Origin of the sequence: Pseudomonas sp. UBA6276 (assembly GCF_002438365.1) — a bacterium.
GTDB classification, from domain to species: Bacteria; Pseudomonadota; Gammaproteobacteria; order Pseudomonadales; family Pseudomonadaceae; genus Aquipseudomonas; species Aquipseudomonas coleopterorum.
On sequence record NZ_DJUS01000016.1, the window covers coordinates 16,769 to 38,333 of the forward strand.

The 21,565-nt window shown below is 63.5% G+C and carries 19 protein-coding genes and 1 pseudogene; 9 read left to right on the forward strand and 11 right to left on the reverse strand.

The features are described from left to right. Positions 1–14 precede the first annotated feature (14 nt). Entirely contained in the window at positions 15–902 is an 888-nt protein-coding gene (rarD, locus tag B2V21_RS02445; RefSeq protein WP_049862092.1) for an EamA family transporter RarD, read from the forward strand. Positions 903–1,115: 213 nt separating this feature from the next. On the opposite strand, the gene B2V21_RS02450 is transcribed toward rarD, so the two are convergent. Beyond that, positions 1,116–1,571 carry a response regulator gene (locus B2V21_RS02450; RefSeq protein ID WP_286915934.1) on the reverse strand — a complete coding sequence of 152 codons (456 nt, stop codon included), beginning with the start codon at positions 1,569–1,571 and terminating at the stop codon, positions 1,116–1,118. Between the two features lie 168 nt (positions 1,572–1,739). Between B2V21_RS02450 and B2V21_RS02455 the strand changes: the two genes are divergently transcribed. The 6 genes and pseudogenes from B2V21_RS02455 (at position 1,740) to B2V21_RS02480 (ending at position 7,694) form a co-directional block, all read left to right on the forward strand. Next, entirely contained in the window at positions 1,740–3,677 is a 1,938-nt protein-coding gene (locus tag B2V21_RS02455; RefSeq protein ID WP_286915935.1) for a putative nucleotidyltransferase substrate binding domain-containing protein, read from the forward strand. After that, positions 3,674–4,384 (forward strand): 3'-5' exonuclease, encoded by a 711-nt coding sequence (locus tag B2V21_RS02460; RefSeq protein WP_286915936.1) that lies wholly within the window; start codon positions 3,674–3,676, stop codon positions 4,382–4,384. The genes B2V21_RS02455 and B2V21_RS02460 overlap by 4 nt, the downstream gene beginning before the upstream one ends. A 184-nt stretch (positions 4,385–4,568) precedes the next feature. Continuing rightward, positions 4,569–5,693 carry a PepSY-associated TM helix domain-containing protein gene (locus B2V21_RS02465; RefSeq protein ID WP_286915937.1) on the forward strand — a complete coding sequence of 375 codons (1,125 nt, stop codon included), beginning with the start codon at positions 4,569–4,571 and terminating at the stop codon, positions 5,691–5,693. After that, the gene (locus tag B2V21_RS02470) at positions 5,690–5,872 is read left to right on the forward strand and encodes a hypothetical protein (protein ID WP_286915938.1); all 183 of its coding nucleotides are present in this window, start codon (positions 5,690–5,692) and stop codon (positions 5,870–5,872) included. Before B2V21_RS02465 ends, B2V21_RS02470 begins: the two co-directional genes overlap by 4 nt. Before the next feature lie 477 nt (positions 5,873–6,349). Then, a pseudogene (locus B2V21_RS02475) lies at positions 6,350–6,919 on the forward strand (ATP-binding cassette domain-containing protein); the annotation flags it as partial. Between the two features lie 151 nt (positions 6,920–7,070). Beyond that, positions 7,071–7,694: a glutathione S-transferase gene (locus B2V21_RS02480; RefSeq protein WP_167649325.1), complete on the forward strand. Its 624-nt coding sequence runs from the start codon at positions 7,071–7,073 to the stop codon at positions 7,692–7,694. Positions 7,695–7,832: 138 nt separating this feature from the next. Here B2V21_RS02480 and B2V21_RS02485 read toward each other — a convergent pair whose 3' ends face one another. Then, entirely contained in the window at positions 7,833–8,336 is a 504-nt protein-coding gene (locus tag B2V21_RS02485) for an ATP-dependent zinc protease (protein ID WP_056844418.1), read from the reverse strand. A gap of 172 nt (positions 8,337–8,508) precedes the next feature. Between B2V21_RS02485 and B2V21_RS02490 the strand changes: the two genes are divergently transcribed. Continuing rightward, the gene (locus tag B2V21_RS02490; RefSeq protein WP_286915939.1) at positions 8,509–9,399 is read left to right on the forward strand and encodes an acyltransferase; all 891 of its coding nucleotides are present in this window, start codon (positions 8,509–8,511) and stop codon (positions 9,397–9,399) included. 12 nt (positions 9,400–9,411) lie between these two features. Here the strand turns inward: B2V21_RS02490 and B2V21_RS02495 are convergent, their stop codons facing one another. The 9 genes from B2V21_RS02495 to B2V21_RS02535 form a co-directional block, all read right to left on the reverse strand. Further along, the gene (locus B2V21_RS02495; RefSeq protein WP_056844420.1) at positions 9,412–9,987 is read right to left on the reverse strand and encodes a DUF2780 domain-containing protein; all 576 of its coding nucleotides are present in this window, start codon (positions 9,985–9,987) and stop codon (positions 9,412–9,414) included. Positions 9,988–10,260: 273 nt separating this feature from the next. After that, the gene (fdhA, locus tag B2V21_RS02500) at positions 10,261–11,460 is read right to left on the reverse strand and encodes a formaldehyde dehydrogenase, glutathione-independent (protein WP_043191307.1); all 1,200 of its coding nucleotides are present in this window, start codon (positions 11,458–11,460) and stop codon (positions 10,261–10,263) included. A 200-nt stretch (positions 11,461–11,660) separates the two neighbouring features. Then, a complete protein-coding gene (purU, locus tag B2V21_RS02505) occupies positions 11,661–12,518 on the reverse strand; it encodes a formyltetrahydrofolate deformylase (protein ID WP_043191308.1) in 858 nt (285 codons plus the stop codon). Positions 12,519–12,661: 143 nt separating this feature from the next. Continuing rightward, positions 12,662–13,294 carry a sarcosine oxidase subunit gamma gene (locus B2V21_RS02510; protein WP_049861778.1) on the reverse strand — a complete coding sequence of 211 codons (633 nt, stop codon included), beginning with the start codon at positions 13,292–13,294 and terminating at the stop codon, positions 12,662–12,664. Between the two features lie 48 nt (positions 13,295–13,342). After that, positions 13,343–16,360 (reverse strand): sarcosine oxidase subunit alpha, encoded by a 3,018-nt coding sequence (locus B2V21_RS02515; protein WP_286915940.1) that lies wholly within the window; start codon positions 16,358–16,360, stop codon positions 13,343–13,345. After that, complete coding sequence (locus B2V21_RS02520; RefSeq protein ID WP_043191317.1) at positions 16,357–16,683, reverse strand: sarcosine oxidase subunit delta; 327 nt, start codon at positions 16,681–16,683, stop codon at positions 16,357–16,359. Before B2V21_RS02520 ends, B2V21_RS02515 begins: the two co-directional genes overlap by 4 nt. 14 nt (positions 16,684–16,697) lie before the next feature. Then, positions 16,698–17,948 (reverse strand): sarcosine oxidase subunit beta family protein, encoded by a 1,251-nt coding sequence (locus tag B2V21_RS02525; RefSeq protein ID WP_049861776.1) that lies wholly within the window; start codon positions 17,946–17,948, stop codon positions 16,698–16,700. 16 nt (positions 17,949–17,964) lie between these two features. Beyond that, positions 17,965–19,218, reverse strand: coding sequence for a serine hydroxymethyltransferase (glyA, locus tag B2V21_RS02530; protein WP_090355705.1), 1,254 nt, complete (start codon positions 19,216–19,218; stop codon positions 17,965–17,967). 161 nt (positions 19,219–19,379) lie between these two features. Beyond that, positions 19,380–20,090: a TraX family protein gene (locus tag B2V21_RS02535; protein WP_286915941.1), complete on the reverse strand. Its 711-nt coding sequence runs from the start codon at positions 20,088–20,090 to the stop codon at positions 19,380–19,382. Positions 20,091–20,362: 272 nt separating this feature from the next. Here B2V21_RS02535 and B2V21_RS02540 point away from each other — a divergent pair, with 272 nt between their 5' ends. Continuing rightward, positions 20,363–21,403 carry a low specificity L-threonine aldolase gene (locus B2V21_RS02540; protein WP_286915942.1) on the forward strand — a complete coding sequence of 347 codons (1,041 nt, stop codon included), beginning with the start codon at positions 20,363–20,365 and terminating at the stop codon, positions 21,401–21,403. Positions 21,404–21,565 lie beyond the last annotated feature (162 nt).

A 21,565-nucleotide genomic window follows, 5' to 3' on the forward strand; every position in this document is an offset into this window, starting at 1 on the left:
AAGCAGGGAGCTCCATGCAAGTCGCCAATCCCCGCCGGGGATACATCCTGGGCCTGAGCGCCTACATCTGCTGGGGGTTCATCCCCCTCTACTTCAAGACCCTCTCGCACTACCCGGCCGTGGAGATCATTGCCCAGCGGGTACTCTGGTCGGCGCTGCTCGGCTCGTTGCTGCTGCTGGTGTGGAAGCATCCCGGCTGGCTGCGCGAACTGCGCGACAACCCCATGCGCCTGGCGATACTGGTCGGCAGCGGTTGCCTGATCGCCGCCAACTGGCTGGTCTATGTCTGGGCAGTGACCCACGACCGAGTGCTCGAGGCCAGCCTGGGCTACTACATCAATCCACTGCTCAACGTCGTGCTCGGGTTGCTGATCCTGCGTGAGCGGCTGCGTCCGCTGCAGTGGGTCGCGGTGGCGCTGGCGGCAATCGGCGTGGCGCAGCAGGTGTGGCAAGTGGGCAGTCTGCCGTGGGTGTCCCTGGCGCTGGCCCTGACCTTCGGTTTCTACGGCCTGATTCGCAAGCGCGCGCCGGTGGCAGCGTTACCGGGGCTGGTCATCGAAACCTGGCTGCTGGTGCCGCTGGCTGCGGGCTGGCTGCTCTGGCATGGCGATGCCGCCAGCGTCCAGCCGGCGTTCTGGACCACCAGCGAGGCCCTCTGGTTGATGGCCGCGGGCCCGATCACCCTGGTGCCGCTGCTGTGCTTCAACGCAGCCGCGCGCCACCTGCCCTACACCACACTGGGTTTCCTGCAATACATCGCGCCCACCCTGGTGCTGCTGCTGGCCGTTCAAGTGTTTGGCGAACACCTGGCGCCGGCAACGCTGGTGACGTTCATCTTCATCTGGGCGGGGTTGCTTATCTACAGTGTGGATATCTGGTGGAATCGGCGCCAGCGCAGCTGATCAAAAAACACTCACATGGCTGCAGGCCAGGCCATACAAGACCTGCAGCGAGTTACGCCTAGGTTATCCACAGGCTGATCCACCTGGATTGTGCACAAGCCCGGCACAACTGTCCGTTTTTTGATCAAGGTTCGCAAACCGTTGCAGGCTGTGGGCTCCAGGGCTATCGACACAGGTTATCCACAGCCACGCTCAGGATAAACGTGGATAACCTCAAGGCGCCCCATCCAGTCCCAGTTCTTCACGCGCCAGTTTGAGCAACATGTTCATGTCGATCGGTTTGAGCAGGAAATCCACCACGCTGAAGTGCATTGCCGCGATCGCATCCTTCACGCTGGCATCGCCGGAAATGATAATGATCGGCAAGGCCGCGCGCTCCGACTCACGCACTTCACGAATGAGATCCAGGCCCGACTCGGGGCCCATGCGCAGGTCGGTGATCAGCAACCCGATGCGAAGGTTGGCACGCAATTGACCCATCGCACCCATGGCGCTTTCGGCCTGCACACAGGGGATGCCGTGCGCTTGCAGAATCTGCGCGAGCACGTCCCGCGTGTCGCGATCGTCATCGACCACCAGCGCCAGTTGGGGCGGCGTATCCTGAACCTGGCCCAACTCGCTGAGCGCTTCACGCTCGGCATCACTCAACAATGATTCGTGATCGGACATACGTTTCCCGTCATCCATTACCTATCCATCGGCCTTTTGAGCGCCGTTCCACCTTTTAGACTTACGTCCAATGGGCACGTTCGCTCATGCAGTCGACCATGGCCAAACAATAAAGCCAAATCTTCAATAACAACAATTTCCGATTCGACTTATCGGGCGGTAACGGCCATGAGCAAAACCGACGCCTTCACCCAGGCGGGCAAGACCGCAGTGCTGCAGAACATTCACGGCACCGTGCAGTTCCTGCAACGCTTCCCACCGTTCAACCAGATGGAAAACGCCCATCTGGCCTATCTGGTCGAACAGTGCCAACTGCGCTTCTATGCCAGCGGTGAAAGCATCATCAAACCGGCCGACGGCGCTGTCGAGCACTTCTACATCGTCAAGCAGGGTCAGGTGGTGGGCGAACGGCCGCACAGTGCACGTCGCGGGACCGAAACCACGTTCGAGATCACCGCGGGCGAGTGCTTCCCGCTCGCCGCGCTGCTGGGCGAGCGCGCCACGCGCACCGAGCATCTGGCGGCAGAGGACACCTTCTGTCTGCAATTGAACAAACCGGCCTTCATCAAGCTGTTCGCGCTGTCCACGGTGTTCCGTGATTTCGCCCTGCGCGGGGTGAGCAGCCTGCTCGACCAGGTCAACCAGCAGGTGCAGCGCCAGGCCGTCGAAACCCTGGGTACGCAGTACTCGCTGAACACCCGGCTGGGCGACCTCGCCATGCGTCATCCCGTAACCTGCGCCGCTTCGCTGCCGCTGCGCGATGCCGTGCGCCTGATGCACGAACAGCAAGTGGGCAGCATCGTCATCGTCGACGACCTGAAAGCGCCCCAAGGCATCTTCACCCTGCGCGATCTGCGTCAGGCCGTGGCCGATGCAGCCACCGATTTCGGCGCAGCCATCGAGCGGTACATGATTCCCCGGCCCTTCCACCTCAGCCCGGAAGCCAGTGCCTTCGATGCCGCCGTGGCCATGACCGAACGGCACATTGCCCACGTCTGCCTGGTCAAGGACCGGCGCCTGTGCGGCGTGGTGTCCGAGCGCGACCTGTTTTCCCTGCAGCGGGTAGATCTGGTGCACCTGGCTCGGACCATCCGCCACGCTTCGCGGCTGGAACAATTAGTCGCGCTGCGCGGGGAAATCAGCGCTCTGGTCGAGCGCATGCTGGCTCATGGCGCCTCATCGACGCAGATCACCCAGCTGATTACCTTGCTCAACGATCACACCGTCTGCCGGGTGATCGAGCTGGTGCTGCAGGAGCGCGGCGATCCGGGCGTGCCCTTCAGTTGGCTGTGTTTCGGCAGTGAAGGCCGCCGCGAGCAGACCCTGCACACCGATCAGGACAACGGCATCGTCTTCGAGGCCCGTGACGCCGCCCACGCTGCCGAGATCCGCGGCAAGCTACTGCCGCTGGCGCATCAGATCAACCTGGCGCTGGCGCAGTGCGGCTTCAGTCTGTGCACGGGCAACGTCATGGCGAGCAATCCCGAGCTGTGTTTGTCGCGCCTGGAATGGGCGCGGCGCTTTGCCGGTTTCATCCGCGAGGCGAGCCCGGAAAACCTGCTCAATTCGAGCATCTATTTCGACCTGCGTACGGTATGGGGCGATGACTCGGCCTGTGCACAACTGCGCCGCAGCGTGCTCGAACAGGTCGCGGACAACAGCCTGTTCCAGCGCATGCTGGCGCAGAACGCCTTGCGCCAGCGGCCTCCGGTCGGGCGCTTTCGCGACTTCGTACTGACCCGCCAGGGCAGCGACAAGGCGCCCACCCTGGACCTCAAGGTGCAAGGCCTGACGCCCTTCGTCGACGGCGCGCGCCTGCTGGCCCTGGCCCACGGCATCGACACCGGGAACACCCTCGAGCGCTTGCGCCAGTTGGTCGCGAAAGAAGTCATCGACGCACAGGACGGCGCCGCCTATGAAGAGGCCTACCATTTCATCCAGCAGACGCGCATGCAGCAGCATCAAGCCCAGGCCCGGCAGCACCTGCCCTATTCCAATCGCGTCGACCCGGCCGAGCTCAACCACCTGGACCGGCGCATCCTGCGTGAATCGCTGCGCCAGGCCCAGCGTCTGCAGGCCAGCCTGAGCCTGAGGTACCAGCTGTGAGCCTGTTCGACTGGCTACGGGCCAAGCCCGCCTGCGTGCTGGACGCCACTTTGCAGCAACGTGTAGCAGCACTGCCCACGGCTCAGCCTTGGCAAACCTGCAGCCTGCGCGAGCAGCGCTGGGTGGTGCTGGACCTGGAAACCAGCGGCTTGAACCTGAACAAGGATCAGGTGCTGTCGATCGGCGCGGTGGTCATCGAAGATGGCGCGGTGGATTTCTCCCGGCAGTTCGAACGCACCTTGCTGCGCGAGCAACCGCGGCTGGGTGCCAGTGTCTTGATCCATGGCCTGGGCCCCGACGCGATTGCCGCCGGCGACGACCCGGCCGAGGCCTTGCTGGACTTCATGGCCTTCATCGGTGACAGCCCGCTGCTGGCCTTTCACGCGCCCTTCGACGAGCACATGCTCACGCGCGCGCTCAAGCAAAGTCTGGGCTACCGTTTGCAGCACCCGTTCCTGGACGTCGCCGCCCTGGCGCCGATGCTGTGCCCGGATGCGGCCCTGCGCGAAGCCGGGTTGGATGACTGGACCGCGCATTTCGGCCTGCAGGTCGGTGAGCGCCATCATGCCAGTGCCGATGCGCTGGTCACGGCGGAGTTGGCCATGCTGCTGTTCAGCCGTGCACGCCGCCAGGGCCTGGACAGCCCCAGCGCCTTGGCCGAGAAACTGGCTCAGTGGCGGCGGCGCCAGCAGACTCAGGCGTTCTGACCGGCGTGAAACTGCGTATGCACATGAACGCTGCCGACACGCCTCGATTGCGCTGGCCACTGGCCTTTTTCCCGCTGCCTGAACGTATACTGGTGCGACTACAGGTCGTAACGTCCTGACACCTGATGCTCCATGACCCAGCCAGCCCCGCGTGGACGGCTGGGTTCTTTTTGCAGGCCCTGAAATGAAAAGCACCACCATCCGCCGCTGGTCCTTCATCCACACCTGGACCAGCTTGATCTGCACCCTGTTCCTGTTGATGCTGGCTATCACCGGCTTGCCCCTGGTGTTCCATCACGAGATTGAACACCTGCTGGGCGACGAGCCACAGTTCCGCGACATGCCGGCCAACACGCCTCAGCTGGACCTGCAGCAACTGGTTCAGGCCGCTCAGGCCCACCGTCCGGGCGAGGTGGTGCAGTATTTCGGCTGGGACGAAGACGCCCCTCATGGCGTGTTCGCCATCACCGCCGCCACAGCCGACACCGAGCCCAACCTGTCCCACACCTTCATGCTCGACAACCGCACCGGCGAGGCCATGGAAATGCCTTCGGCCAACGGCGGCTTCATGATGGTCATGCTGCGTTTGCATGTGGACATGTATGCCGGGCTGCCCGGCAAGCTGTTGCTGGCGTTCATGGGCCTGCTGTTCGTGCTGGCCATCGTTTCCGGGGTGGTGCTGTATTCGCCGTTCATGCGCAAACTCTCGTTCGGCACCGTGCGCAATCAGAAGTCCACCCGCACCCGCTGGCTCGACCTGCACAACCTGATCGGCGTGGTCACCCTGACCTGGGCCTTGGTGGTGGGGGTGACCGGCGTGATCAGCGCCTGTGCCGACCTGCTCATCAGCGCCTGGCGGGCGGAAAGCCTCACGGCCCTGATCGAACCCTACCGCGACGCGCCACCGCTCACACAACGCGCGCCTGCCACCCGCCTGCTGGACATCGCCCACGGCGCAGCGCCGGGCATGACACCCGACTTCATCGCCTTTCCCGGGACGCGCTTTTCCAGCGAACACCACTACGCGGTGTTCATGAAGGGCGGCACCCACCTGACTTCTCACCTGCTGACGCCGGTGCTGATCGACGCCACCACTCTGGACGTCACGGCAGTGGTCGAACGGCCCTGGTACATGGACGCCATGGGCCTTTCGCAGCCGCTGCACTTCGGCGACTACGGCGGCATGCCGATGCAGATCCTCTGGGCGGCGCTGGATGTGCTGACCATCATCGTGCTGAGCAGTGGCGTGTACCTGTGGTGGGTCCGCCGCCGCGCCGCCAAGGCCGCTGGCGTGGAGGCCGCGGCGTGACGAAACGGAAGAAGTCGACGTTTTGGCCGGTGTTCGGCATTCCGCTGGTGATTGGATTGATCGGCGCGACCGGGTTGTTCGCAGCCCTGCTGGGGGATGGCTGGTGGGATGCCCTGGCGTGGGTGGGGTTGGGGATTCCAGCGGTGCTGGGGGGGTGGGGGTTGGTCAGGAGGGGCTGAGCTGGGCCGTGCACCGGTGGGGTCATCTGCGCTTAGGTAATCCAGGATCAGGATGCAATCGCTGGAGCAGCTTGCGCAGTTATCATAGGGATACCTCGCGAAGGCGACGGCTTCGTGCATTCGGCGTATGGCCTGATGATGTGTATTGCGAACCTAGGCCCCTTCGCGGGCAGAGCCCGCTCCCACAAAAAATTTGCTCACCCGACGCTGTCGAGTCCTACAGGATAAACCGCTCTGCTTTGAACAACTGAAGATTGCGTCCTACTTTGCAGCTAATTCGTCCGATATTCCGCTGTTAAAAATCCTACAGCTTTTCGGGACGTAGGGCTGTGCGTAAACGTTGTGTATGACTCAACTCGGTGATATTTATCTGCACCTGGTATCGATGCCAACGGTTTGCTTGGCCTGAACTTCTTGTTTGGCTCGACAGCGCTTCTATCTGAGATAAGGACCCATCAATATTAGGCAGGCAAGTCCACACTGCTCGAGTTGCTGGCGGGTATGGATGCGGCCTATCGACAGCACCTCTCTCTCAACGGCATGTGCGTTCAGCGGATCCGCGGCGCCTCACAGCTGCGCGCCCTGCGCTACTGCCCGCAAAGTCCGGTATTCCTGCCGGGCGATCTGGAATCGGGCGTGATGTATGGCCATGCCGCTGGACCTGAAGTGCTGGAGCAAGCGCGGAAGTTGTCATTGGAGGCACTTCTCAGCCAGTTGAATCTCAACGATACCGCGTCCAATCTCTCCGGCGGACAAGCCAAGCGACTCAGCCTGCTTCGACTACTCAACAGGCCTGGACGCTTCAATCTCTTCGACGAGCCAACCGCTTCGCTCGATCAAGAGCTGGCCATGGCAACGTGGGACACCTTGATGGATGCATTCAAAGGAAAAGGGTTGATCTGCGTCACTCACGATATCGACGCATTGGCGCGTTTCGATCGAGTTCTGGTTATCCAGCAGGGCAGGATCGTTGCCGATGGGCCATGGCATCTGTTGAGAAGGGAGGCAGGTCTGCTCAAAGGCATAGCGGAAATGGCAGAACGCTGAGCGTCAGCCCTGTGCATAACTCGAGCTACGCGCCTGCATTCCTGGCCAAAGCACTCAAGGTCCGAGAGCGTTGGATCCCAATCAAGTTGGGACGGCTTGACCCCATCTTCAAGCTGATACAGGGTAACTCCTTATCCAAGGAGAACACCTCATGCCTGCCATGACGCTCTATCACAACCCCGCCTCCCCCTTTGCTCGCAAGGTTATGGTGCTGCTGCATGAGACCGGTCAGTTGGAGCGGGTCGCTCTAAAGACGGTGGCGTTGAGCCCTGTCAGTCCGGATGCGTCAGTGAACCAGGACAACCCGGCCGGGAAGATTCCGGCGTTGGTGCTCGAAGACGGCACTACGCTGCATGACAGCCGGGTGATCCTGGAGTATCTGGATCACCAGCATGTGGGCAACCCGCTGATCCCTCGGGAAGGCGCGTCGCGCTGGCGGCGGTTGACGGTGGCGTCACTGGCGGATGCGATGCTCGACGCGGCCGTGCTGATTCGCTACGAGAAGGCCCTGCGGCCGCCTGAGCTGCACTGGCCATTGTGGCTGGATAATCAGGCCGAGAAGATCGAACGGGGACTGGCGTATCTGGAGGCCACGGCGGTCGCGGAGTTGAGCGCAGCGTTCGATATCGCGGCAATCGGCGTGGCCTGTGCGCTGGGGTATGTGGATTTTCGCATGCCGGAGTCAGAGTGGCGGCAGCGTTATCCGGGGTTGGCCGGCTGGTTTGCCGAGGTGAGTCAGCGCGAGTCGCTACGCTCGACTATGCCGTCGGCCTGACACGGAGGGAGTGCTTACGCAACCTCGCACCAGTCCTGTACCTCAAGCCCCTCGACCAAGCGAAACGCCCTGTCACTGGTGACCAGCGTCATGCCGAGCGAAAGGCTATGGGATGTGCCTCGCACGCTACACCCTGAATCAGCAGTCCGGCTTGTCGGCGACGAAACGGCGGGCGGGGTTGACCGCGGCCTTGAACTCGCGCAGGCCTTTGGCGCCGATCAACAGGGGGTAGTTGAACTTGCTGCGGTCGACCAGGTTGACCTCGATGGTGCGCTTAACGTCGCCCAGGCACAGTTCCAGGTCCACCACGGGACGCTGCGAGACTTCGGCGCCCTCGCCGTCGTCGTCTTCCTCGGCGCGGTTCTTGATCTTGCTGATACGCGAGATCTTGTGCTCGTACACCTTGTTGTCGGCGTCCTTGGTGGCCAGGCGAAAACGTACCCAATCGTCGCCGTCGCGGGTAAAGGTCTGGATGTCCTTGGCCGACAGCGAGGCAGTCAGTGCGCCGGTGTCCATCTTGGCCTTGAAGACCTGACCACCGATTTCCGGCAGTTTGATGTATTCAAAGCGACCATACAGCGTGGGTTCGGCGGCCATGACCGGCAGCGCCAATACGGACAGCAATGCGAGAACGGATTTCACTGAAGCTTTTCCTTGAGCGAGGGCCGGTGAAGGCGATCGGTGCTGCAAACGGTATGGGTTCAGCATACCCAATGAAAAGTGAAACATTTGTTGACGAAACCGCGTGCCGGAATTGGCTCGGCACTCGCTTGTGCTTATGATTGCCGGCCGTGAATACCCCCCGAGTCGTTCTATGCGTCGCCTGCTCACCGGCTGTATGACTGCCCTGCTGCTGTTGCTCAACACCCTGGTGTTCATCGGACCCCTGCTGGTGTTCGCCCTGATCAAGCTGGTGCTGCCCATGCGTTATCGTGATTGGGCATCGGCAGCCGTGGTGTGGATCGCTGAAACCTGGGCCGAGATCGACAAACTCATCTTCGCTTTGTGCGTGCCGACCCAGTGGGACATACGCGGCGCGGCGGATCTGCGCCAGGACACGTCCTATCTGGTCGTGAGCAACCACCAGTCGTGGGTCGACATTCCGGCACTGATTCAAGCGTTGAACCGGCGGGCGCCGTTCTTCAAGTTTTTCCTCAAGAAGGAACTGATCTGGGTCCCGCTGCTGGGCCTGGCCTGGTGGGCGCTGGATTACCCCTTCATGAAGCGCTACAGCAAGGCGTTTCTGGCCAGGCATCCGCAACTCAAGGGCAAGGATCTGGAGATCACTCGGGCCGCATGCGAGCTGTACAAGCGCCAGCCGGTGACGGTGGTGAACTACCTGGAAGGTACGCGCTTCAGCCCGGCCAAGCGCGATGAGCAGGCGTCACCGTTCAACTACCTGCTCAAGCCCAAGGCCGGTGGCGTGGCTTTCGTACTGGCGGCCATGGGGCCACAACTCGACCGTTTGCTGGACGTGACGGTGGTGTATCCGGGCACGGCCATTCCGGGATTCTGGAACTTGCTGTGTGGTGATGTGCCGCGGGTGATCGTGGAGATCCAGTCGCGCGCCATCGACGCGGAGCTGATCGATGGCGACTACGAAAATGATCCGGACTTCCGCTTGACCGTCCAGAACTGGGTCAACCAGCTCTGGATCGAAAAGGATCAGCGCATCGACGCCTTGCGCGCCGAACTCGATCGCTGATCCAGCGCAGGGTTAGCTCCCCGTCCCGGTGCCCCAGACGCTGCCCAGGCTCTTGAGCAGCGGACCACCGACGCCTTGTTGCCCCAGGTATTGCAGGATCACTGGCGCGAACTGGCCGACCATGCCGCTGTTCATGCCCAGCGCGCTGAAGGCGTTGTTCATGTCGCTGGTGGTTTTGACGTCGCCCAGAGCGTTGTTCAGGGCGCTGATATTCTTTTGGTCGGATTTGCCGAGCAGACCGCTCAGACCGCTCAAGCCACCCAAGGCGTTGTTGCCCGAAAGCTTGTCGATGCCGGGCACGGACTTGCTCAGTTGTGCATAGTCGGCGGTGCTCAGCTGGTTCTTGGCCAGGCCCAGCATGGCGCCGGTGCCGCCGATGGCCTGGGTCGGAGTGATGTTCAGGGTCGAGCCCAAGGTGTTGAGCAGGCCTGCGGCTTCCGGTGCGGCAGCCACGGCAGCGTTGTTGCCTTGCTTGCCGTTCTGCAGGGTGGCAGCGGCGTTGACCGCGTCGTTCAGGTTGAAAGCGAAGGCCGGACTGGTGGCAACGGCCATCAGGGAAGCCAGGGCCATGGCGCGAGTGATGTTCATTGTGCAGCAACCTCGGGGACAGATAGGCGGACCGTCGTCAAACGGCAGTTCGGTCCCATTATGTTCCTTGAGGGTGAAAATTGTGTAATGGCGGGGAGTTGCGGGAGAGTTCCCCCGGTAGGAGCGGTCGGTGGCCGCGAAGGCAGCGACGCGGTCGTTCAGGGACTGCGCGGTGGGCTGTTCGCGGGCAGAGCCCGCTCCCACAGGGGATCTCGGTGCGTCACGTATAACGCGTTGCGTTTTCGCGGGCAGAGGGTGTGGGAGCGGGTGTGATCAGGCGGCGCTGAACAGTTTGTGCGGGTCGATGACGAATTTCTTCGGTACGCCCGCGTCGAATTCGCCGTAGCCGCGCGGGGCGTCGTCCAGCGAAATGACTTCCACGCCGACGATGTCGGCGATCTTGATGCGGTCCCACATGATGGCCTGCATCAGTTGCCGGTTGTATTTCATCACCGGCGTCTGACCCGTGTGGAAGCTGTGCGACTTGGCCCAGCCCAGCCCGAAGCGGATGCTCAGGCTGCCCATCTTCGCCGCCGCATCCACCGCGCCCGGATCTTCGGTGACGTACAGGCCGGGGATGCCGATCTTGCCGGCCACGCGCACCACGCCCATCAACGAGTTGAGCACGGTCGCCGGGGCTTCCGCCTTGGCGCCGCTGTGGCCGTGACCGCGTGCCTCGAAGCCCACCGCATCGACGGCGCAGTCCACTTCCGGCTCGCCCAGCAAGGCGGCGATCTGCTCGTGCAGCGGGGTGTCCTGGGACAGGTCGGCGATCTCGAAGCCCTGAGCCTTGGCGTGCGCCAGGCGTGTGGGGTTGACGTCACCGACGATGACCACGGCTGCGCCCAGCAGACGCGCAGAGGCAGCGGCGGCCAGCCCGACCGGCCCGGCGCCGGCGACGTACACGGTACTGCCGGGGCCAACGCCTGCGGTCACGGCACCGTGGTAACCGGTTGGCAGAATGTCGGACAGGCAAGTCAGGTCACGGATCTTCTCCATGGCTGCATCGCGGTCGGGCAGTTTGAGCAGGTTGAAGTCGGCATAGGGCACCAGAACGAACTCGGCCTGGCCGCCGACCCAGTCACCCATGTCGACGTAGCCGTAGGCGCCGCCCGGACGCGCCGGGTTGACGGTCAGGCAAACGCCGGTGTGCTGCTCCTTGCAGGAACGGCAACGGCCGCAGGCGACGTTGAAGGGTACGGAGACCAGATCCCCGACCTTCAGGTGCTCGACGTCGCGACCGGCCTCGATCACCTCGCCGGTGATTTCATGGCCCAGCACCAGGCCGACCTGAGCCGTGGTACGGCCGCGGACCATGTGCTGGTCGGAGCCGCAGATGTTGGTCGAGACCACGCGCAGAATCACACCGTGTTCGATGCGCTTGCCTCGCGGGTCCTGCATTTTGGGAAAATCGATGTTCTGCACTTCGACTTTGCCGGAGCCCAGATACACCACTCCACGATTACCAGACATGCTTTCACCTCGCTGTTTGTTGTTGTTGAGCTTGGGTTTTGCGTGCTGCGGTCATGCGTTGATTCGTGTGCTGCCCTGACGCGGCTCGCGCCGCTGCTACAGGAATGCGCGGTCATCTGTAGCAGCGGCGCAAGCCGCGTCAATGACGGCGCGGTACACCTGACACATCACATCAGGGCCGGACGCGGCTTGCGCCGCTGCTACAGCACCACCGTGCGGTTGGCGTTGAGGAACACGCGGCGCTCGATGTGGTAGCCGATGGCTCGGGCCAGGGTCAGGCATTCGATATCGCGCCCCTTGGCGATGAGGTCTTCGGGGTAGTGACTGTGATCGACCACTTCTACACCTTGGGTGATGATCGGCCCTTCGTCCAGGTCATTGTTGATGTAGTGCGCGGTCGCCCCGACCAGCTTGACGCCTTTGTTGTAGGCCTGGTGGTACGGTTTGGCGCCCTTGAAACCCGGCAGCAACGAGTGGTGAATGTTGATCGCCCAGCCGTCCAGGCGACGGCACAGCTCCGGTGACAACACCTGCATGTAGCGGGCGAGGATCACCAGTTCGGCGCCGGCCTGTTCGATGACCTGCAGCACCTTGCGCTCCTGCGATGGTTTGTCCTTGGGGTCCAGGGGGAAATGGTAGTAGGGAATGTCGTGCCAGCGCGCCAGCGGCTCGAGGTCCGGATGGTTGGAGATCACCGCAACCACGTCCATGGGCAACTGGCCGATGCGCTGGCGGTAGAGCAGATCGTTGAGGCAGTGGTCGGCCTTGGACACCATGATCACGACCTTGGGCCGATACTGCGGCGCAGTCAGCTCGAAGATCATGCCGAAGCTGGCACCGCGTTCGGCCAGGCCGGCGCGAAAGGCGGCCTCGTCGAAACCGTCGGGCTGCCGAAACTCCACCCGGATGAAGAAGCGCGACGACAGCCGGTCGTCGAACGAATGGTGCTCGGTGACATAGCAGCCCTGCTCGAACAGGTAGCGCGTGACCGCGTCCACCGTGCCCAATACGCTTGGGCAATCGGCGGTGAGGATCCAGGTATCAGGGGCACGGCTCATGGGTAGTCCTTTGGTGTCGAGGTCGAAACAACTGTAGGAGCGGTCATCGGCCGCGAACGGCGCACCGTGGTATGTCTGATGCACCGCGGCGCCTGGCTCGCGGCAGATGACCGCTCCTACAGGGCTGTGAAATTCCGGCGCTGTCAGGCCTGGATGCTCAGCCCATACTCGGCCGAAGCATCCTGCAACCACAGCCACCAGTAGTCGGCGAAGCTGCGGCGGATCAGCAGTTCCCAGGTTTCCTCGCCCGTGCGGCGGATGACCAGTTGGGACTTGGCGAACACTGTCCCCACCGCCTTGCCCACCGGGAAATTGCTCGGGTGCACGTCGTAGCTGGTGGACTTCATCAGTACGTCGCGCACGTTCGGCCCGCTCAGCTCGATCAGCGACTGGCCGCCGCTGACGTTGACCACCGCCACATGCAGCCCGGCCAATGCCTCGCGCAACCGCTGCTCGGCGGCCAACTCATCGCCACCGGGAACGATCAGCAGCCACTCGTCCGGGCCCAGCCATTGCAGCGATGTCTCGCCGTTGCTGACCAGGCTCAAGGCGCCCGGCAGTTCCAGGCCGGTGGCCTTGTGCACGGCGCCGGCGAAGGTCGCATCATGGCCGTCTCCGCGCAGGGTCAGGTGACCCAGCAGTTTTTTCTCGCGCAGGGTCACACCGGCACCCTGGCGGCCCTTGCCGACCAGGCTGGCGAGGTCGGCGTGGTGAAGCGGGTCTTCGGCCTTGGCGCCCGAGGTGGGGCGTTGCTGGTATACGTTGACTGTGGTCATTTTGCTGCACCTGTCAGTGAATGCTGTTGAGGCTATCTGAAGCGGGGCTTAGATGTTCTGCCGCTCGCCCTTCGGATCGAAGAACACCGAGGAAACGATTTCGGCTTCGATCACGCTGCCATCGGCCTGGGGCGAGAACACCCGCTCACCCATGCGCTTGAGACCGCCCTTGACCACACCCATGGCGAACGAGTAACCCAGCGAGTTGCTGGCGTAGCTCGACGTCACGTGGCCGACCATGCTCATGGGGATCGCCTGCTTGGGGTCGAACACCAACTGAGCGCCTTCGGGCAACCATTTGTTGGGATCGATCGGCTTGAGTCCCACCAACTGCTTGCGCTCCTCGCGCACGGTGTCTTCGCGATTCATCCCGCGCCAGCCGATCCACGAGAACGGTTTGGTTCGCCCCACGCACCAGCCCATGTTCAAGTCGTCCGGAGTCATCGAGCCGTCGGTGTCCTGGCCGACGATGATGAAACCCTTCTCGGCGCGCAGCACGTGCATGGTCTCGGTGCCATAGGGGGTCAGGTTGTACTGTTTGCCTGCCTCGATGATCTTCTCCAGCACACCCATGGCGTAGTCGGCCTGGATGTTGACCTCGTACGACAGCTCGCCAGTGAAGGAGATGCGGAACACCCGCGCCGGCACGCCTGCCACCTGCCCTTCCTTCCAGGTCATGAACGGGAAAGCGTCCTTGTCCAGGTCGATATCGGTCACTTCGCCGAGCAGCTTGCGGCTGTTGGGCCCGGACAGGGTCAGGGTCGCCCAGTGGTCGGTGACCGAGGTGAAGTACACCTTCAGGTCCGGCCACTCGGTCTGCTGGTAGATTTCTAGCCATTGCAGAACACGTGCGGCACCGCCGGTGGTGGTGGTCATCAGGAAGTGGTTGTCGGCCAGGCAGGCGGTCACGCCGTCGTCGAAGACCATTCCGTCTTCCTTGCACATCAGGCCGTAGCGCGCCTTGCCCACGTCCAGCTTGGTCCAGGCGTTGGTGTAGATGCGGTTGAGGAATTCGCGCGCGTCCGGGCCCTGGATGTCGATCTTGCCCAGGGTCGAGGCGTCCAGCAGGCCGACGCTGTCGCGCACCGCCTTGCATTCGCGGGCAACGGCGGAATGGATGTCCTCACCGCGCTTGGGGAAGTACCAAGGGCGCTTCCATTGGCCGACGTCTTCAAATTCGGCGCCGTTCTTCACATGCCAGGCATGCAGCGCAGTGAACCGCACGGGCTCGAACAGGTGGCCGCAGTGACGCCCAGCCACCGCACCGAAGGTGACCGGCGTGTAGTTGGGGCGGAACATGGTGGTGCCCATTTCCGGAATGGTGACGTTCAGCGAACGGGCAGCAATGGCCAGGCCGTTGACGTTGCCCAGCTTGCCCTGGTCGGTACCGAAGCCCAGCGCGGTGTAGCGCTTGACGTGCTCGACCGACTCGAAGCCCTCACGGGTGGCTAGCTCGATGGCGGCCGCGGTGACGTCGTTCTGCAGATCGACGAACTGCTTGGGCGCACGTGCCGTGTCCTTGTCGTGGGGGACTTGGAACAGCGCCAGAGTGGGCTCCTCGACGCGGCTCAAGACCTTGGGCAAGGTGCCTTCGACAATGCCGAAACCGATCTCGGACGCGGCTCTTGCCCCGCCTTCGAACCCGTCGGCCATGGCATCGGCCAGGGCATACACGCCGTTCACGCCGCCCACGCACACGCGTTTCTGCGGGGCTTCGCCAGGCACGAAGCCGAGGATGTCTTCACGCCAGATCGGTTTGCCGCCCAGGTGCGAGGCCAGGTGGACCACCGGGCTGTAGCCGCCCGAGCTGCCGATCAGGTCGCAGTCGAGCCACTCGCCGGGGCTGGCCACCTTGTGTGCCCTGACGTCGATGGCGGCGACGCGCGCTGCCGTGACGTGCTTGCTGCCACGGGCTTCGATCACCGCGCTGGACGTCAGGATACGGATGCCCTTGGCGCGGGCTTCCTCGACCAGCGCACCACGCGGGTTGTGCCGGGCATCGGCCACGGCGACGACCTTGAGGCCGGCGTCGTACCAGTCCAGGGCCACGCGGTAGGCATGGTCGTTGTTGGTCGACAGCACCAGCTTCTTGCCCGGTGCCACGCCGTAGCGGCGCACGTAGGTGGAAATGGCGCCGGCCAGCATGTTGCCCGGCACGTCATTGTTGCCGTACACCAGCGGCCGCTCGTGGGTGCCGGTGGCCAGCACCACACGCCCGGCGCGAACCCGGTGCATGCGCTGGCGCACCTGGCCCATCGGTGCACGGTCGCCGAGGTGGTCGGTGAGGCGCTGATGGATGGTCAGGAAATTGTGGTCGTGATAGCCGTTGACCGTGGCACGGGGCAGCAAGGTGACGTCCGGCAGACCCTGCAGTTCAGCGATGACCGCTTTCACCCATTCACCGGCCGGCTGGCCGTCCAGGCTCTCGCGGGTATCGAGCAGCGAGCCGCCGAACTCTTCCTGCTCGTCGGCCAGGATCACCCGCGCACCGCTGCGCGCCGCGGCCAGGGCGGCAGACAGCCCGGCCGGGCCGGCGCCGACCACCAGCACGTCGCAGGTGCGGCTCATGTAGTCGTAGGAATCCGGATCGACTTCGGTCGGCGAGCGGCCCAGGCCAGCGGCCTTGCGGATGTACTTCTCATAAGTCATCCAGAAGGACTGCGGGTACATGAAGGTCTTGTAGTAGAAGCCGGGCGGCATCAGCTTGCCGCCGACCTTGCCCAGGATACCCATCATGTCGGTGTTGACGTTCGGCCAGCCGTTGGTGCTGGTGGCGACCAGGCCCTGGTACAGCGCCTGTTGAGTGGCCCGCACGTTGGGAATCTGGGTGGCCTCGGTGGCGCCGATCTGCAGCACCGCATTGGGCTCTTCGGCGCCCGCCGCAACGATGCCGCGCGGACGCGAATACTTGAAGCTGCGACCGATCACGTCGACGCCATTGGCCAGCAGGGCCGAGGCCAGGGTGTCGCCTTCATAGCCGACGTAGGTCGTGCCGTTGAAGGTGAAGGTCAGCTTCTTGCTGCGGTCCAGACGTCCGCCGTTGGACAGGCGATTGACCTGGCTCATGGCTGATCTCCCGAGGCGATTTGAGGGGTTTCGTCGATAGTCTTCTCGACGAACTGGGGCTGGCTGCCGATGCGATAGGTTTCCAGGATCTCGTAGGTCACCGTGTTGCGCGTCGCATTGAAATACTGGCGGCAGCCGGCAGCGTGGATCCACAGCTCGTGCTGCAGGCCCCGCGGGTTGTTGCGGAAGAACATGTACTCGCCCCACTGCGCGTCGGTGCACGCGCCTGGATCGAGCGGGCGGGCGATGTGCGCCTGGCCCGAGCAGTGGAATTCTTCTTCGCTGCGAAGCTCGCCACAGTGTGGACAGAAGATGTTCAGCATGATCGTTTCTCCTGTTAGTGGGCGACGGCGGCAGCGCCGTGTTCGTCGATCAGCGCGCCGTTGTGGAAGCGCTCGATGGAAAACGGCTTGGCCAGCGGGTGCATTTCACCGGTGGCCAGGCTGGCAGCGAACACATGGCCCGAGCCCGGTGTGGCCTTGAAGCCACCCGTGCCCCAGCCGCAGTTGAAGAACATGTTCGGCACCGGGGTCTTGGAGATGATCGGGCAGGCGTCCGGCGTGGTGTCGACGATGCCGCCCCACTGGCGGTTCATGCGCACGCGCGAGAGCACCGGGAACATCTCGACGATGGCTTGCAGGGTGTGCTCGATGATCGGGTACGAACCGCGCTGGCCGTAGCCGACCCAACCGTCGATACCGGCACCGATGACCAGGTCGCCCTTGTCCGACTGGCTGATGTAGCCATGCACGGCGTTGGACATGATCACGCTGTCGATGATGGGCTTGATCGGCTCCGACACCAGCGCCTGCAAGGGATGAGACTCGACCGGCAGACGGAAGCCAGCCAGCTTGGCCATGTGCCCGGAGTTGCCGGCGGTGACCACACCGACGCGCTTGGCACCGATGAAACCCTTGTTGGTTTCGACACCGATGCACACGCCGTTTTCCTTGCGGAAACCGATCACTTCGGTCTGCTGGATCAGGTCCACGCCCAGGGCGTCGGCGGCGCGGGCATAGCCCCAGGCCACGGCGTCGTGACGGGCCACGCCGCCACGCCGCTGGACGGTAGCGCCGATGATCGGGTAACGGGTGTTCTTGCTGCAGTCCAGGTAGGGAATCTCTTCGGCCACCTGCTTGCCGTTCAACAGTTCGCCGTCCACGCCGTTGAGGCGGTTGGCGCTGACGCGGCGCTCGGAGTCGCGCATGTCCTGCAGGGTGTGGCACAGGTTGTACACGCCGCGCTGGGAAAACATCACGTTGTAGTTGATGTCCTGGGACAGGCCTTCCCAGAGTTTCATGGCGTGCTCGTACAAGTGCGCCGACTCGTCCCACAGGTAGTTGGAACGCACGATGGTGGTGTTGCGCGCGGTATTGCCACCGCCCAACCAGCCCTTCTCGACCACGGCCACGTTGGTGATGCCGTGGACCTTGGCCAGATAGTAGGCAGTGGCCAGACCGTGCCCACCACCGCCGACGATGACCACGTCGTAGACCTTCTTGGGGGTCGGCGTGCGCCACATGCGCTGCCAGTTTTCGTGGTGGCTGAGCGAGTGCTTGAAGAGGCCGAAGCCAGAATAACGTTGCATGGTGTTCACTCCACTCTCAGCGGTAGACCGGGAAGTCGCTGCACAGGGCCGTCACGTGGCGGGCCACGTTGGCCTCGACGTCGGCATCGCCCAGGTTGTCGAGGATGTCGCAGATCCAGCCGGCCAGCTCCGTGCATTGGGCCACCTTGAAACCACGACTGGTGACTGCCGGGGTGCCGATCCGCAGGCCCGAGGTCACGAAGGGCGATTGCGGATCGTTGGGCACCGCGTTCTTGTTCACGGTAATGTGGGCACGACCCAAGGCAGCGTCGGCGTCCTTGCCGGTCAGGCCCTGACGAATCAGGCTGACCAGGAACAGGTGGTTGTCGGTGCCGCCGGAGACCACGTCGTAGCCGCGCTCGACGAACACCCCGGCCATGGCCTGGGCGTTGTCGATGACCTGCTGCTGGTAGGTCTTGAATTCAGGCTCCAGCGCTTCCTTGAAGCACACCGCCTTGGCGGCGATCACGTGCATCAGCGGGCCACCCTGACCGCCGGGGAACACGGCGGCGTTGAATTTCTTTTCCAGAGCTTCGTTGGCACGGGCCAGGATCAGGCCGCCACGTGGGCCACGCAGGGTCTTGTGGGTGGTGGTGGTGACCACGTCGGCGAACGGAATCGGGTTGGGGTACAGGCCGGCGGCAACCAGCCCGGCCACGTGGGCCATGTCGACGAACAGGTAGGCGCCTACCTTGTCGGCGATCTCGCGGAACCGGGCGAAATCCAAGGTCTTGGAGTAGGCCGAGAAGCCGGCGATGATCATCTTCGGCTGGTGCTCGACGGCCAGGCGCTCGACTTCGTCGTAGTCGATCAGACCGGTGTCGGTGTCGATGCCGTACTGAACGGCGTTGTAGAGTTTGCCGGAAAAGCTGACCTTGGCGCCGTGGGTCAGGTGACCGCCGTGGGCCAGGCTCATGCCCAGTACGGTGTCGCCAGCCTGCAGCAGCGCCAGGTAGACGGCGGCGTTGGCCTGGGAACCGGAGTGAGGCTGAACGTTGGCATAGTCGGCGCCGAACAGCTGCTTGGCGCGGTCGATGGCCAGTTGCTCGACCTTGTCCACATGCTCGCAGCCACCGTAGTAGCGCTTGCCCGGGTAGCCTTCGGCGTACTTGTTGGTGAGGCCGCTGCCCTGGGCCTCCATCACGCGCTTGCTGGTGTAGTTTTCCGAGGCGATCAGTTCGATGTGGTCTTCCTGACGCTGATCCTCGGCGTTCATGGCCGCCAGCAGGACGTCGTCATAGCCCTTGATCTGATCTTCTTTGCTGAACATCGCAGTCTCCCCAGCGGCGGCGCGGCGCCTGGCTTGTTGGACGAAGGCGACCGTCGGCGGCTGCCCCCTTTGAGAGCGATGGTAGGGCCGGCGCGATCCGACCAAATGCCTGCGCGCGCCTTGCAGAGGTTCGTTTACGACATGGCGCGATCAGGCCAGCGTCAGAGCGCGCGCAACAGCAGGCGAAGGCCCAGCAGGGCAAGGAAATGCAGGGGGTAGATGGCGTAGGCCCAGCGGCGCATGGGGACAACGGCATGGCGCACATCGGTACGCAGCACAAGCAGACCCAGCCCCGGTGCCAACAGGCAGGCGACGATGCCGCCGATGGCCGGCCAGTAGAGGTGGCGTGCCGATTCGAACAGGTTGCTCCAGGCGTTGGCGGCCAGGCACAGCACGCCCAATGGCAGTGCCCAGTACTGCGGACGCTGCCAGGCGAGCACGAAGCCCAGCGGCAGCAGCACGCCGGCCAGGCCGAACATCAAGTGGTGGTCGAAGACAATGGCAGCGACGAGTACCGCACAGCCGAGCGCGGCCATGGCCGGTTGTCGCCGTTGCTGCCAGGCCTTGGCGGCCACCAGACCCAGGGCCAGGGTCGGCAGGACGTTGAGGGTGTCGGCGGGATAGACGAACAGGCGGTAAGGGATTTCCGAAAGCGCAGCGAAGATCAGCAACCACGCCAGGTAGCGGCCACTCAGGGGGGCGTCCGGGCGGCGCATCAGGTTGGCGGCGATGGCCAGGCAGAACCAGGGGAACGCCAGGCGACCCGGTACATAGAGGAAGTCCAGCGACCAGCCGACATAGCGCAGATGGTCGAGCACCATGCACAGCATGGCCAACCATTTGAGCAGGTCCAGTGAGCGGTTGCGGGTCATCTGTGGATAGCCTCAAGGTTGTGGGTTGCTCATGCCGGCCTCTTCGCGGGCAGAGCCCGCTCCCACAGGTGTGATGCCTACGTGGCCGCGAAGATTTGAGCAGGTCCGGGAGCGGTTGCGGGTCATCTGTGGATAGCCTCAAGTTTGTGGGTTGCTCATGCCGGCCTCTTCGCGGGCAGAGCCCGCTCCCACAGGTGAAGAGGCCCGCTGAGACGACACATCTCTCACAGTTGGTTTACAGTGCTTCCCATACCTAACACCAAGGACCGCCCATGAACGACCAAACCCAACAGTTCGCCAGCGACAACTATTCGGGCATCTGCTCCGAGGCCTGGGCGGCCATGGAACAGGCCAATCAGGGCCATCAGCGCGCCTATGGCGACGACCAGTGGACCGCACGCGCCGCCGATGAATTCCGCCGCCTGTTCGAAACCGACTGTGAAGTCTTCTTCGCCTTCAACGGCACTGCAGCCAACTCCCTGGCCCTGTCGTCGTTGTGCCAGAGCTACCACAGCGTCATCTGTTCGGAAACCGCTCACGTCGAGACCGACGAATGCGGTGCTCCCGAGTTCTTTTCCAACGGCTCCAAATTGCTCACCGCGCGCACGGAAATGGGCAAGCTGACCCCGCAGGCCATTCGCGAAGTGGCACTCAAGCGCCAGGACATTCACTACCCCAAGCCGCGTGTGGTCACCCTGACCCAGGCCACCGAAGTGGGCAGCGTGTACCGTCCCGAAGAACTCAGGGACATCAGCGCCACCTGCAAGGAGCTCGGCCTGAACCTGCACATGGACGGCGCGCGCTTTGCCAACGCCTGCGCGTTTCTGGGCTGCTCGCCAGCCGAACTGACGTGGAAGGCGGGCGTGGATGTACTGTGCTTCGGTGGCACCAAGAATGGCATGGCGGTGGGCGAGGCGATCCTGTTCTTCAATCATGATCTGGCCGAAGATTTCGATTATCGCTGCAAGCAGGCGGGCCAACTGGCCTCGAAGATGCGCTTCCTGTCGGCGCCCTGGGTGGGCTTGCTGGAGAACGATGCCTGGCTCAAGCATGCGGGGCACGCTAACCATTGTGCCCAGCTGCTCAAGGCGCTGGTCGAGGGTATACCGGGGGTGGAGTTGATGTTTCCGGTGGAGGCCAACGGCGTGTTCCTGCAGATGCCGGAACCGGCCTTGGAAGCCCTGCGCGCCAAGGGCTGGCGCTTCTACACGTTTATCGGCAGCGGCGGCGCCCGTTTCATGTGCTCATGGGACACCGAAGAAGCCCGCGTGCGCGAGCTGGCTCATGACATCAAGGCTGTCATGAGCGCCTGATCCTGTGGGAACGGGGCAGGCGGCGAGCCACTCTGCCCGCGAAGAATCCACCGCGGTGTACCTCAAATACCGCAGCAACCTTGTGGGAGCGGGTCTCTGCCCGCGAAGAATTCAGCGCGGTATACCTGAAGTACTGCAGTGGCCTTGTGGGAGCGGGGCGGG